Origin of the sequence: Phycobacter azelaicus (assembly GCF_014884385.1) — a bacterium.
GTDB classification, from domain to species: Bacteria; Pseudomonadota; Alphaproteobacteria; order Rhodobacterales; family Rhodobacteraceae; genus Phycobacter; species Phycobacter azelaicus.
Genome location: NZ_WKFH01000003.1, coordinates 1,178,713 through 1,191,438, shown reverse-complemented (window position 1 = coordinate 1,191,438; position 12,726 = coordinate 1,178,713). Strand labels below are relative to the sequence as shown.

Below are 12,726 nucleotides of genomic sequence, written 5' to 3'. Positions count from 1 at the left end.
CGCACGCATCAGGAGCACCCATAAGCCAATGGCACGCCTGTATCACGTTCCCCTGTCTCCCTTCTGCCGCAAAGTTCGCCTGTCGCTTGCGGAAAAGAAGATCGAGGTCGAACTGGTCGAAGAACGTTATTGGGAAAAGGATCCCGATTTCCTGCGCCGAAACCCTGCGGCCAAGATCCCGGTGGTGCGGCTTGACGGTAAGATGATGTCCGAAAGCGCTGCGATCTGCGAATACCTTGAGGAAACCAGACCTGAGCCGTCGCTGATGCCGTCGGATCCCGATGGACGCTACGAGGTGCGCCGCCTCGTGACCTGGTTCGATGACAAGTTCCACAATGAGGTGACGTCAAAGCTGCTTTATGAGCGGGTGAACAAGAAAGTCACCGGAGAGGGTTATCCCGATAGCCGCAACGTCAAGGCCGGGGCGCGGGCGATCAAATATCACCTCGATTACATGGCCTGGCTGCTGGATCACCGGCGCTGGCTGGCCGGGGACAGCATGACGCTGGCGGATTTTGCCGCGGCGGCGCATTTGTCCTCTCTCGACTATATTTCGGACGTCGATTGGAACCGGTCGGCAACGGTGAAGGACTGGTACGCCAAGATCAAATCGCGCCCGGCGTTCCGGTCGATCCTTGCCGACCAGATCCCCGGCTTCCGCCCACCACCGCATTATGCCGACCTCGATTTCTGATTCTGTTTTGAAGGTGTGGTTATGAGCGCCGCGCTGAAGGAAAAGCTGGTTCGGCAGGCGCTGGCAGAAGGTTTCGTGGCCTGCCGCATCTGCCGCCCCTGGGATGTGCCCGAGGTGCCGGAACGGCTGCAGGCCTTCCTTGCGGCGGGCTATCACGGGCAGATGGGCTGGATGGCAGAGCGCAGCCATTGGCGCGGGGATCCTGCGCAGCTTTGGCCTGAGGCGCGTTCGGTGATCATGCTGGCCGAAAGCTATACGCCCGACGAGGATCCGATGGCTGCTGTCGGAATGGCGGACCGGGGCGCAGTGTCGGTTTATGCGCGCGGCAAGGATTACCACGATCTGGTCAAGAAGCGCCTGAAGCGCCTGGCGCGCTGGCTGATTGGCGAAGCACAGAAGGACGGTGATGCAGCCGAGGTGAAGGTCTTTGTCGATACAGCCCCGGTGCCGGAAAAGCCGCTGGGGCAGGCGGCGGGCCTTGGTTGGCAAGGCAAGCATACAAACCTTGTCAGCCGGGATTGGGGCAATTGGGCCTTTTTAGGCTCTGTTTTCACCACGCTGGAGCTGCCGGCGGATGCGCCCGAGGTTGATCATTGCGGTTCTTGCCGGTCCTGCCTTGATGCCTGTCCGACCGATGCTTTTCCGGCGCCCTATCAGCTGGATGCGCGGCGCTGCATTTCCTACCTCACGATTGAGTACAAAGGGCCGGTGGATAATGACCTGCGCGCCAAGATGGGCAACCGGATCTATGGTTGCGACGATTGTCTGGCCGCCTGCCCGTGGAACAAGTTTGCCGTTGCCGCCAGCGACATCCGCTATGCCGCGCGCGAAGGCTTGGTAGCGCCAAAGTTGGCGGATCTGGCCGCGCTGGACGATGCGGGTTTTCGCGAGAAATTCTCTGGCTCCCCGATCAAGCGCATCGGGCGGGATCGGTTCGTGCGCAATGTGCTTTATGCCATCGGCAACTCAAACGATCCCTCACTGGCCCCGGCAGCTGCGCGGCTGACCGAGGATCCCGATCCTGTGGTGGCCGAGGCCGCGCGCTGGGCGGTGCAGCGTCTGAGGAACGCCTAGCGCCCCTTCCAGACCGGATCACGTTTCTCGGCAAAGGCGCGCGCGCCCTCCATCTGATCCTCGCTGTCATAAAGCACATCGACCGACCGCAACTGCCGTTTGGTGATCCGGTTCATTGCGTCCTGAAATTTGGAATCCTCGGCATCGCGCACGATCTCTTTGATGGCGGCATAGACCAGTGGTGGGCCAGAGGCGAGAAGGCGCGCCAGCTCCCAGGCGCGGTCCATCAGTTGATCTGCGGGGACGATCTCGTTCACGAGACCCCAGCGGTTTGCCTCTTCCGCGTCGAACCATCGCCCCGTCAGCAAAAGCTCCATGGCGATGTGATAGGGGATGCGCTTGGGCAGCTTGATCGAGGCGGCATCGGCCACGGTGCCTGAGCGGATTTCCGGCAGGGCAAAGGTGGCGTGATCGGCGGCAAGGATCATATCGGCGGACAAGGCCAGCTCGAGCCCACCGCCGCAGGCGATGCCATTGACGGCGGCGATCACTGGCTTGTTCATGTCGCGCATCTCCTGAAGGCCGCCAAATCCGCCAACGCCATAGTCGCCGTCCACCGCATCGCCATCGGCAGCGGCTTTCAGATCCCAGCCGGGGCAAAAGAATTTCTTTCCTCCGCCGGTCAGGATGGCGACGCGCAGTTCGGGGTCGTCACGAAAGCCGCGGAACACCTCGCCCATGGCAACGCTGGTTTTGAGGTCGATGGCGTTGGCCTTGGGCCGGTCCAGCGTTACCTCAAGGATGGCACCCTCGCGGCGGGTTTTGACGGGGTTTTGAGCAGGTTCGGTCATATCACCAGTCCTTTCTGCGCATCAGCGCATCCGCTGCAATGGCATCCAGAGGGGTGCAAATCAGCGGGTTGATTTCAATCTCTTCCAGACCTTCGGCATGGTCCAGTACATAAGCCTCCACCGCGCGTATGGCGCGGAGGATGGCGGCGCGGTCCGCGGCGGGTTTGCCGCGATAGCCGTTCAGCACGGTATTGATGCGCAAGGAGGAGAGCGCCTCTTCGATCATCGCATCACTTGCGGGCAGCAGAAGTGATGCGCTGTCCTGCAGGATTTCGGTCAGGGTACCGCCGGCGGCGAGCGTCAGCACGAAACCATGGGCGGGATCCTTGACGACGCCGATCAGCAGTTCGGCGACGGTGCCGGTGATCATTTCTTCTACCAGGAACGATCTGGCGTCCATGTGGTTCGCCGCATCGCTGACTTCGCCGCCCGATTGCAGGCTGAGCACCACGGCTCCGGCTTCGGATTTATGCGCCAGACCTTCGCCCTTCAGCACCACGGGATAGCCGATATCAGCGGCGCAGGCACGGGCGGCGCCGGGGGTTCGGGCGCGGTGAGAGATCGGAATGCGAAGGCCATAGTCAGACAACCGCCGTTTGGCCTCTGCCTCTGGGATCAGATTTGGCTCGACCGTGGGGGTCGGTAGCAAGAGCGGCTCGGTGCTGGAGGCTGCGGGTCGACCTGCGGCTTCGCAGGCCTTGATCGCCTCGCTTAGGCCGCAGAAGGGCACGACGCCAGCTTGCATAAGCCGGGCTGCGACATCCTCGGGCAAAAGCTCGGGCAGGGTGGCGACCATCCCCACATTGGCGCCGGTCTGCTGGCGCGCCGCCACGGTGGCCTCGATGGCGCAGTCCCAATCGGCAGCCGAGCAGCGATCGGGGCGCGGGAAATCCACGATCAGCAGGGTCATGGCAAGGCTCGGGTCCATCATGGCGGCAAAGGCGCGGGTCATCGCGTCGACGTCGCGCCAGATATAGGTGTGGTAATCAAGCGGGTTTGCCAAAGCCACCATCGGCCCTAGGGAGGCGCGGAGGTTCTCGCTCTGGCGCGGGTTCAGGGGCGGGAAGATTATATCGCGCCCATGGGCGGTATCGGCGGCCAGGCTTGCCTCGCCCCCGGAACAGCTGATCGAGGCGATCCGGTTCGAGGGCAGCCACCCCGCCACATGCAGCAGCTTCAGGGTTTCTAGGAAGGTGGGCAGATCATCGACCCGCGCAATGCCTAGCCGCGCCAGCAGAGCGGCAGCCCCGGCATCGCCGCCGGCAACCGAGGCGGTGTGCGAAACAGTTGCCGCCCGCGCCTGGTCGGACTTGCCGACCTTCAGCGCCACGATGGGCTTTCCCAAGGCGCGGGCCCGGGCCGCCAGCGCTTCGAACGCGCGCAGATCCTTGATACCCTCGATATGCAGGCCAAGGGCTGAAACACGGTCATCTTCCAGCAGGGCTATTCCGATATGGGAGATATCTGCCTGCGCCTGGTTTCCCGCGGTGACGATATAGGCCAGCGGTAGGCTGCGCTGCTGCATGGTGAGGTTGATGGCGATATTCGAGCTTTGGGTGATGATGGCAACACCGCTGGAGCAACGCTGACCTCCATGCTGGTCTGGCCATAACAGTGCCCCATCCAGATAGTTGATCAGCCCATAGCAGTTCGGCCCCAGGATTGGCATTTCTCCGGCAGCCTTTAGCAGCCGGTTCTGAAGATCGGCGCCGTCGGCGTCTTCGGCCTGCGCTTCAAGGAAGCCCGAGGCGAAACAGACCGCGCCGCCAGCGCCCCTGTCAGAAAGTTGCTGGACCACATCGATGGTGGTCATGCGATTCACGCCGATGAACGTCGCGTCCGGCGCTTCGGGCAGATCCACAACGGAGGCAAAGGCGGGCAGACCCGCGATTTCTTCGGCCTTGGGGTGAACGGGCCAGATTTGCCCCTCGAATCGCATGGCCTGACACTGTTCGATCACCAGTCGGCACCAGTCTCCGCCACCGACAACTGCGATGTTTTTCGGCCGTAGCAGCCTCGAAAGGTCAGGTATCACCGTGAAACCCCGTGCAATTTCATGGAAAGTGGTTTTTCACTCGGTTTTTCTTCGAGTCGGTAACCTTTGGTTAACATTTTCAACCCTTTATGGTTGTGCGGAACGAGTAGGGATGCTTTAGACCGCACATTTAGGAGGCCCCCCGGACCGTAATGGTGCCGGGGGGTCGACTTTTTCAAGAGCACCGATTTTAAGGCCTCCATTGCACATATCAGCGGTCTCTTCAGGACAGGTGCGATGCGCGTGATCTCGCCGGGCACGACCGACAGGTATGCAAGGCTGACCAAATTGCACAACTCGCCTAAAACGCGCAGGGCTTTGCTATGGCCAAAGCCGCATTTGCATGTGTCTGGCACCATTTCGTTTACCCGCCAAGCGGGCGCAGCAGTTCGCGGCTGATGATGTGGCGCTGGATCTCGCTGGTGCCTTCCCAGATCCGTTCGACCCGGGCATCGCGCCAGATGCGCTCCAGTGGCAGCTCGTCCATCAGGCCCATGCCGCCATGGATCTGGATTGCCTCATCGGCGACCATGGCGAGCATTTCGGTCGCTTTCAGCTTTGCCATGGACATGTCGCTTTCGGTAACGGTGCCTTGATCGAACTTCCAGCCCGCCTCCCATGTCAATAGGTTCGCTGCCTTCAGCTCGAGCGCCATATCCGCCAGTTTGAAGGAGACACCCTGGAACTTGCCGATCTGCTGGCCGAACTGCTTGCGCTCGGCGGCGTACTCCACCGCGTGCTGCAAGGCGCGCTCGGCGCGGCCAAGGCAGGTGGCCGCCACTTGCAGGCGGGTGGCCCCCAGCCAGGTGTTCGCCACCTCGAAGCCCTTGTCCACTTCGCCCAGGATCGCCGATTTCGGCAGGCGGCAATCATCGAACTCAAGCACCGCGTTGGTATAGCCACGGTGGCTGACGTTCCGGTATCCGTCCCGCACGCTGAACCCCGGCGTTCCTTTGTCCACGAAAAAGGCAGTGATCTTCTTCTTCGGCCCGCGCGGCGTCATCTCCTCGCCCGTGGCCATAAAGACGATGGCGAAATCGGCAATATCGGCGTGGCTGATGAAATGCTTTGTGCCATTGAGGACATAATCATCGCCATCGATCCGTGCCGTCGCTGTCATGCCACGCAGGTCGGATCCAGCGCCCGGTTCAGTCATCGCCAGACAGTCCCACTTTTCGCCTTTCATGCAGGGGTAGAGGTACTTTTCTTTCTGCTCCTGCGTGCCGGCCAGTAGGATGTTCGACGGGCGCGCAACGCAGGTCCAATGCAGCGCATAATTTGCGCGGCCCAGCTCCTTTTCGTACATCAGCCAGCTGAGCGTATCGAGGCCCGCACCGCCGACCTCTTCGGGCATGTTGGCGGCATATAGCCCGGCCTCCATCGCCTTGGCCTGGATCTCCTTGATCAGCTCCATTGGCAGATGGCCGCTGCGCTCCACTTCCAGCTCGTGCGGGTAGAGCTCCTTTTCGACAAAGGCGCGGGTGGTGTCGACGATCATCGCCTGTTCTTCGCTCATGCCAAACTGCATTACGGGATCCTTCTTGCTCGCTTGCGGGAAAGCCTATGATGCTAGTAAGCTCACATCATGCAGTGACAGGCAAAACCGTGCAGAGATGGATTAAAGATACCGCCGCGCCGCAGCAAGTCGATCTGCTGCTGTTCGATGCCTTTTCCGGTCACTGCCTTGCCAATACGGTCGAACCCATGCGCGCTGCCAATACGCTGGCGGGGCGGCGGATCTACGGTTGGCGGTTCCTGACGTTGGATGGGGACACGGCAACTTCCTCGGCCGGGATGGAGGTCAAGGCCCACGCGCGCCTAGCCGATTGCAGCGGCGATATGCTGATCGCCATGCCGAGCTACGACTACCGCCGATTGGCGAGTGAGGCGACGGGCCGTGCCCTGCGGGCTGCCGCGCAACGCTATGGTGTGATGGCGGGGTTTGATGCGGGCGCATGGCTATTGGCGGCGGCGGGGCTACTGGATGGGTATCACGCCACGATCCACTGGGAGGAATTGCCGGGATTTGCCGAGGCATTTCCCTCTGTGGATGCGCAGCGCTTGCGTCATGTGCGCGACGGGGAACGGATCACCTGTTCCGGTGCGCTGGCGGCGTTTGAGCTGATGCTGGATCTGATCGCAGAACGGCACGGGCAGGCCCTGCGGCTTGAGCTTGCAGCCCTCTTCATGAGTCCTGAGGCCACGGGCGGGCAGGTTATCCCGCTGGCGCGCAGCCGGTCCTTGGTGCGGGCGATCGAGGCAATGCAGGCCAACCTTGAAGAGCCATTGACGATCGGCACCATTGCCCGGCAGATCGGACGCAGCCAAAAGGATCTTGAGGCGCGGATGAAAGCAGAACTCGGGGCCTCTCCGCAGACTGTTTATCGCAGGCTCCGGCTGATACAGGCGCGCAAGCTGGTTCTGGAGACGACGCTCACTGTGGCCGAGATCGCCTTTCGCTGCGGATATGAGGACCCCAGTGCCATGACCCGCGCCTTTCGCCGTGAGTTCGGGACCACGCCGCAGAAATTGCGGCGTGCCTAGCCGCTGTATTGCCGCGCGCTGATCCAGCCGTTTAGGCGCCAGATCCCCCAAGCAAGCGGAATGGCCGCAAGGCCCCCTATCACATAAGCCAGCGGCTCATCCGCGAAGCTCTCGAACAGTTGTGTGTAGGCATGGATCCCACCAAAGGTGAGCGAGGCATTGAACAGCCCGCGCTCGCCCCGCTGGGCGGACCAGATGACCATGCCCGCAAGAACCAGCGCCCAAAGAACGGAATAGAGCCCAGCAGTGAGCTCAAAGGCATGGTGGCGGAAGGCACTTCGTGCAGCGTCGAAACTCTCCCAATCCTCATAGGAGCTGTGGGAATAGCGCCCCGGTCCCCAGATGGTTTCACCCACGAAATCGCCCCAGAGCGAACCAACAAGCGCGCAGAGGTTGGCCACTACGAAGGCCAGCATCACAAGGGTCCGAAGGTGGCGGGAGATCCGCTCTGGCTGGCGGCGGGACAGCCAAAGGCACAGGGCAATGAGCAATGCCATCTGCAGGATCGAAAGCGTCGGCTCGGGCGAATAGAACACATAGGCTGCGTGAAAATAGGCGCTGCCGGTTTCAAGCGCCTGCGCAAAGGGCGCCAGGGCCAGCGCCGTGATCAGCCGCACATCGATCAGCACGCCGATACCTGCCAGCAGTGCTGCATAATAGAGCATCTCGAAATTGCGCAGGGGGGAGCCAATGTCGTTCTGATGGCTCAGCGCCTCGATCCCGATGATATGGACGGCCAGCGCCATCAGGATCAAAGACCCCAGCACGAAAGGAGAGGTCAGACTTCCGCGCCAGTACCTCAAGGCAAGTCCTGCAAGAAGAACGCCCCCGGCGGGCATCAGAAGCAGGCCTGCGATGTCCTCGTAATTCTCCATCAGCTCCAGCGTGGCGCCGCCGATCAGCATGCCAGCTCCGATCAAGGTGGCGGCATTGCCGAACATACGGAACATCTCAGCGGTGCGCGCAAGGATCAAAAGGCCACCTGCGGTCATCAGAAGCCCCGCAATCGCTACCGGGACCGGTTCGGCCAGCCAGAAGATGAAGCCGCCTGTTGCGGCCAGAATGCCCAGGCACAGGATTACATTGACGCCAAGAGTAATCATCGCCTCGCGCGCACGGGACTCGATGATGCGCGCCTGATCGGCGGTGATCACGCCGTCTTGGATCAGCTTGGTGGTATCGGCAATCGCGTGCATATGTACTGCGCTCCTGTGCCTTGGTGCATATCAGCTGGCGTAGGTGGATCCTTCACCGTCCAGAACGGCTTTGATCTCGCGCAGATGCGCCTCGGCCTGACCGGGGTAGTCGTCCAGCTCGGCTGCGGTCTTTTCGGCGATCTCATCGGAAAGGCGGCGCAGGGGCAGGCCGGTTTGCAGCGCGCGGATATAGGTCTCGGCCGCGCGTTCAAAGTAATAAAGCCGGTTGAACGCATCGCCCGGATCATCGCCGATCACAAGAACGCCGTGATTGCCCATGATCATCACCTTCTTCTTGGGATCGCTCAGCATCGCAGCGCAGCGGGCGCCTTCGTCTTCAAACGCGAGCCCGCCATAGCCGTCGTCGATCACGTAGCGGTTGAAGAAGGTCGCCGTGTTCTGGTCGATCGGCGGCAGGGTGCTGTCAGCAAGCGAGGCGAGAACCGTGGCAAAGATCGAATGCACATGCATCACGCAACGCGCATGGGGGCAGAGCCGGTGGATCGAGCCGTGCAGCCCCCAGGCGGTGGGATCGGGTGCATCGGGCCGCTCCATCGTAGTGGGATCATCCGCGTCCAGCAGCAAAAGGTTCGAGGCGGTGATGCGGGCAAAATGCATCTGATTGGCGTTCATCAGGAACTGTGTGCCGTCGCGGTTCACCGCCAGGCTGAAATGGTTGGCGACGCCTTCGTGCATGTTCAGCCGCTCGGCCCAGCGGAAGGTGGCGGCAAGGTCCACCCGGTCCTGCCAGTGATCGATATTCTGTCTGTCCATATCGGGGCGCAGGTCGGTAACGGTCATGGATTTCACTCCGGTTGTCGTATCGTGATGCTTTGCGCTCAGCCTCACGCGTCGGGCCAGCGCTGGCAAGGGGGAAACCGGCACCGGTTTGTTTCACGGCAGAGCATTCTTCGCTTCTTTCAGAAGGTGATCCTTTGATGACAGAGTCCCGCCGGCCCTTGCACTCGTGAGCGCAATCAGAACAATTGGCGCATGACACAGACCGCATTTCCCACATGGCCCGATTCCGCCCCGAAACTGATTGATGTTGCCGCAGGCCGCGCCCCGGCGGACATGGTGATCCGGCAGGGCAAATGGGTGAATGTGCACACCCGCGAGGTGCTGGACGATCACGACATTGCCATCGTTGCGGGCCGGATTGCCTATGTCGGCCCCGATGCCTCCTACTGCACCGGGCCGGACACAAACGTGATCGAGTCAAATGGCCGCTACATGATCCCCGGCCTGTGCGATGCGCATATGCATATCGAAAGCGGCATGCTGACCCCGGCGGAATTTGCTCGGGCGGTCATCCCCCATGGTACCACCACCATGTTCACCGACCCGCATGAGATCGCCAATGTGCTGGGCCTCGAAGGCGTGCGGATGATGCATGACGAGGCACTGATGCAGCCGGTCAATATCTTCACCCAGATGCCCAGTTGCGCCCCTTCGGCGCCCGGACTGGAAACCACGGGCTATGAAATCTCGCCCGAGGATGTCGCCGAAGCGATGGCATGGCCAGGTATCATCGGTCTGGGCGAGATGATGAACTTCCCCGGCGTTGCCAATGCGGACCCTAAGATGCTGGCAGAGATCGCCGCCACCCAGCGCGCCGGAAAGACGGTGGGCGGTCACTATGCCTCGCCTGATCTCGGTCCCGACTTCGCCGCCTATGTGGCAGGCGGCCCGGCGGATGATCACGAAGGCACCTGCGAAGCGGATGCCATCGCCCGGATGCGCCAGGGCATGCGTGCCATGGTGCGGCTTGGCTCCGCCTGGTACGACGTCGAAGCGCAGATCACCGCGATCACCGAAAAGGGGCTCGATCCGCGCAATTTCATCCTGTGCACCGATGATTGCCACTCGGGAACGCTGGTGCATGATGGCCATATGAACCGGGTGGTGCGCCATGCGATTGACTGTGGCTGCGATCCAGTGGTGGCCCTGCAGATGGCGACGATCAACACGGCAACCCATTTCGGGCTGGAGCGGGAACTGGGATCCATCACCCCCGGTCGCCGCGCCGATGTGATCCTGACGTCCGACCTGCGGACGCTGCCTATCGAACTGGTGATTGCACGGGGGCAAATCGTGGCCGAAAATGGCTCTGTATTGGTGGAATGCCCGCATTTTGACTGGCCGGACAGCGCGACCGGGACGGTGCATCTGGGCCATACCCTGACGGCAGCCGACTTCGAACTGAAAGCGCCCGAGGGTGCAAATTCGGTTACGGCCAATGTGATCGGGGTGGTGGAAAACCAGGCCCCGACCAAGGCGCTCAAGGCTGAGCTTCCGGTCGTGGACGGCTTGGTCGAAGGCACCGGCGAGGTCTGCCAAATCGCCCTGGTCGAACGTCACCGTGCCACGGGCGGTGTCACCAATGCCTTTGTTTCCGGGTTTGGGTACGAGGGACCTGTGGCCATGGCCTCAACCGTGGCCCATGACAGCCACCATATGATCGTTGTCGGCACCGACAGGGAGCAGATGGCACTGGCGGCCAATCGATTGGCCGAGGTGGGCGGTGGCGTGACCTTGTTTCGGGACGGAGAGGAACTGGCGCTGGTCGAACTGCCCATCGCGGGCCTGATGTCGAACCGCCCCGCCACCGAGGTCGCCGCCAAGGCGCAAAAACTGGTCGAGGCGATGGAAGCCTCCGGCTGCAAGCTGAACAACGCCTATATGCAGCATTCGCTATTGGCGCTTGTGGTGATCCCGGAGCTCAGGATCTCGGATCTTGGGCTGGTGGACGTCCGTACGTTCCAGAAAATTCCTGTATTAGAGCCTATTCAATGACGACAATCCGCCTTCCTGAACACCCTCAGCCCGAAACATTCACCGATCCTGCAAAGGCGGTAGAGAGGCTTGAGCTGCTTTATCGTCAGGCCACCGATTTCCTGTGTGACGGGTTCATGCAAGTGATGGCGGGCACGGCTGTGCAGGACCAGCGTATCCGTGCGTTCTACCCTGAGATCCGCTTTACCACCTCTTCATATGCGCAGGTGGATTCCCGACTCAGCTTTGGTCATGTCTCGATGCCCGGCACCTATGCCACCACGGTGACGCGACCGGATCTGTTCCGCCACTACCTGACGCAGCAAATCGGGCTTTTGATCGAAAACCACGGACAGCCGGTAACCATTGGTGCGTCCGACACCCCGATCCCGGTGCATTTTGCGGTGGCCGCACGGCCCGACCTGACGGTGCCGCAAGAGGGGGCGGCGGGGTTCACACTGCGCGATGTCTTTGACGTGCCGGATCTGTCGACCACCAATGATGACATCGTCAACGGGACCCATCAGCCCAGCAACGGCACCGGGCCGCTGTCACTGTTCACCGCTCAGCGCATTGACTATTCGCTGGCGCGACTGGCGCATTACACCGCGACCGATCCGTCACATTTCCAGAACCACGTGCTGTTCACCAACTATCAGTTCTACGTGGCCGAGTTTGAGGCCTATGCCCGCGCGCAACTGGCTGATCCTGCTTCGGGCTACACTAGCTTTGTCAGCACCGGCGATCACGAGATCACCGATGCCGATGGTGAGATCCCGACCGTGGCCAAGCTGCCGCAGATGCCGACCTACCATCTGAAGCGCGAAGACGGCAGCGGTATCACTTTGGTCAACATTGGTGTCGGCCCGTCAAACGCCAAGACCGCCACAGATCATATCGCGGTGCTGCGGCCCCATGCCTGGCTGATGGTGGGGCATTGTGCTGGCCTCAGGAACACTCAGGCGCTGGGTGATTTCGTTCTGGCGCATGCCTATTTGCGCGAGGATCACGTGCTGGATGATGACCTGCCGGTCTGGACCCCGATTCCGGCGCTGGCGGAAATCCAGATTGCGTTGGAGCAGGCCGTGGCCGAGGTAACCGAGTTTGAAGGCTACGATCTGAAACGGATCATGCGCACTGGCACCGTGGCCACCATCGACAATCGCAACTGGGAACTGCGCGACCAGTCTGGGCCGGTGCAGCGGCTGAGCCAATCGCGCGCCATTGCGCTGGATATGGAAAGCGCCACGATCGCCGCAAATGGCTATCGTTTCCGTGTGCCCTACGGCACGTTGTTGTGCGTGTCGGACAAACCGCTGCATGGCGAACTGAAGCTGCCCGGCATGGCGTCCGATTTCTACCAGACCCAGGTTTCGCGTCATTTGCAGATCGGAATTCGCGCGATGGAACAGCTGCGTGGTATGCCTTTGGCGCGCCTTCATAGCCGAAAACTGCGCTCTTTTGATGAAACCGCCTTCCTTTGAGGGTAGTTTTCCCCAGTTTTCTGCGGAAAATCGCTTGTTTTGGCCGTCTTTGGCATCTCTATGCGTTGTGTTGACGCACAACATAACGATACAGTCCCGCCATGAGGCCCCAGAGTTCGGGCAGTTTTAAGGA

At 61.4% G+C, this 12,726-nt stretch carries 10 protein-coding genes; 5 read left to right on the top strand and 5 right to left on the bottom strand.

Features of this window, described 5'->3' with window-relative positions; genetic code table 11:
• The first annotated feature begins 28 nt into the window (after nucleotides 1-28).
• Together fzlA and queG are read left to right on the top strand one after the other, a co-directional pair.
• Nucleotides 29-694: an FtsZ-binding protein FzlA gene (gene fzlA / locus INS80_RS06715; RefSeq protein ID WP_192964894.1), complete on the top strand. Its 666-nt coding sequence runs from the start codon at nucleotides 29-31 to the stop codon at nucleotides 692-694.
• 21 nt (nucleotides 695-715) lie between these two features.
• The gene (gene queG / locus INS80_RS06710; RefSeq protein WP_192964893.1) at nucleotides 716-1,768 is read left to right on the top strand and encodes a tRNA epoxyqueuosine(34) reductase QueG; all 1,053 of its coding nucleotides are present in this window, start codon (nucleotides 716-718) and stop codon (nucleotides 1,766-1,768) included.
• Here the strand turns inward: queG and INS80_RS06705 are convergent.
• The 3 genes from INS80_RS06705 to INS80_RS06695 all read right to left on the bottom strand — a co-directional run bounded on the left by INS80_RS06705 (nucleotide 1,765) and on the right by INS80_RS06695 (nucleotide 6,122).
• Nucleotides 1,765-2,559 (bottom strand): carnitinyl-CoA dehydratase, encoded by a 795-nt coding sequence (locus tag INS80_RS06705; RefSeq protein WP_192964892.1) that lies wholly within the window; start codon nucleotides 2,557-2,559, stop codon nucleotides 1,765-1,767. The two genes, queG and INS80_RS06705, sit on opposite strands and share 4 nt — an antisense overlap.
• A gap of 1 nt (nucleotide 2,560) precedes the next feature.
• Nucleotides 2,561-4,591, bottom strand: coding sequence for an acetate--CoA ligase family protein (locus INS80_RS06700; protein ID WP_192967215.1), 2,031 nt, complete (start codon nucleotides 4,589-4,591; stop codon nucleotides 2,561-2,563).
• A 367-nt stretch (nucleotides 4,592-4,958) separates the two neighbouring features.
• Nucleotides 4,959-6,122, bottom strand: a complete 1,164-nt coding sequence (locus INS80_RS06695) for an acyl-CoA dehydrogenase family protein (RefSeq protein ID WP_192964891.1) — start codon at nucleotides 6,120-6,122, stop codon at nucleotides 4,959-4,961.
• Between the two features lie 77 nt (nucleotides 6,123-6,199).
• On the opposite strand from INS80_RS06695, the gene INS80_RS06690 reads away from it, so the two are divergent.
• Nucleotides 6,200-7,138, top strand: a complete 939-nt coding sequence (locus tag INS80_RS06690; RefSeq protein ID WP_369411375.1) for a GlxA family transcriptional regulator — start codon at nucleotides 6,200-6,202, stop codon at nucleotides 7,136-7,138.
• Here INS80_RS06690 and INS80_RS06685 read toward each other — a convergent pair.
• Together INS80_RS06685 and INS80_RS06680 are read right to left on the bottom strand one after the other, a co-directional pair.
• Nucleotides 7,135-8,334 (bottom strand): hypothetical protein, encoded by a 1,200-nt coding sequence (locus tag INS80_RS06685; protein WP_192964889.1) that lies wholly within the window; start codon nucleotides 8,332-8,334, stop codon nucleotides 7,135-7,137. The two genes, INS80_RS06690 and INS80_RS06685, sit on opposite strands and share 4 nt — an antisense overlap.
• A 30-nt stretch (nucleotides 8,335-8,364) precedes the next feature.
• Nucleotides 8,365-9,135, bottom strand: coding sequence for a class II aldolase and adducin N-terminal domain-containing protein (locus INS80_RS06680; protein WP_192964888.1), 771 nt, complete (start codon nucleotides 9,133-9,135; stop codon nucleotides 8,365-8,367).
• A gap of 192 nt (nucleotides 9,136-9,327) precedes the next feature.
• Between INS80_RS06680 and ade the strand changes: the two genes are divergently transcribed.
• A complete protein-coding gene (gene ade / locus INS80_RS06675) occupies nucleotides 9,328-11,130 on the top strand; it encodes an adenine deaminase (protein ID WP_192964887.1) in 1,803 nt (600 codons plus the stop codon).
• On the top strand, nucleotides 11,127-12,593 hold the full coding sequence (locus INS80_RS06670) for an AMP nucleosidase (RefSeq protein ID WP_192964886.1): 1,467 nt from the start codon (nucleotides 11,127-11,129) through the stop codon (nucleotides 12,591-12,593). Before ade ends, INS80_RS06670 begins: the two co-directional genes overlap by 4 nt.
• Nucleotides 12,594-12,726 lie beyond the last annotated feature (133 nt).

Excerpts from the sequence above, each read along its gene's own strand:
- queG (WP_192964893.1), top strand. The coding sequence starts at position 716 with ATGAGCGCCGCGCTGAAGGAAAAGCTGGTTCGGCAGGCGCTGGCAGAA.
- INS80_RS06685 (WP_192964889.1), bottom strand. The coding sequence starts at position 8,334 with ATGCACGCGATTGCCGATACCACCAAGCTGATCCAAGACGGCGTGATC.
- fzlA (WP_192964894.1), top strand. The coding sequence starts at position 29 with ATGGCACGCCTGTATCACGTTCCCCTGTCTCCCTTCTGCCGCAAAGTT.
- INS80_RS06695 (WP_192964891.1), bottom strand. The coding sequence starts at position 6,122 with ATGCAGTTTGGCATGAGCGAAGAACAGGCGATGATCGTCGACACCACC.
- ade (WP_192964887.1), top strand. The coding sequence starts at position 9,328 with ATGACACAGACCGCATTTCCCACATGGCCCGATTCCGCCCCGAAACTG.
- INS80_RS06680 (WP_192964888.1), bottom strand. The coding sequence starts at position 9,135 with ATGACCGTTACCGACCTGCGCCCCGATATGGACAGACAGAATATCGAT.
- INS80_RS06670 (WP_192964886.1), top strand. The coding sequence starts at position 11,127 with ATGACGACAATCCGCCTTCCTGAACACCCTCAGCCCGAAACATTCACC.
- INS80_RS06705 (WP_192964892.1), bottom strand. The coding sequence starts at position 2,559 with ATGACCGAACCTGCTCAAAACCCCGTCAAAACCCGCCGCGAGGGTGCC.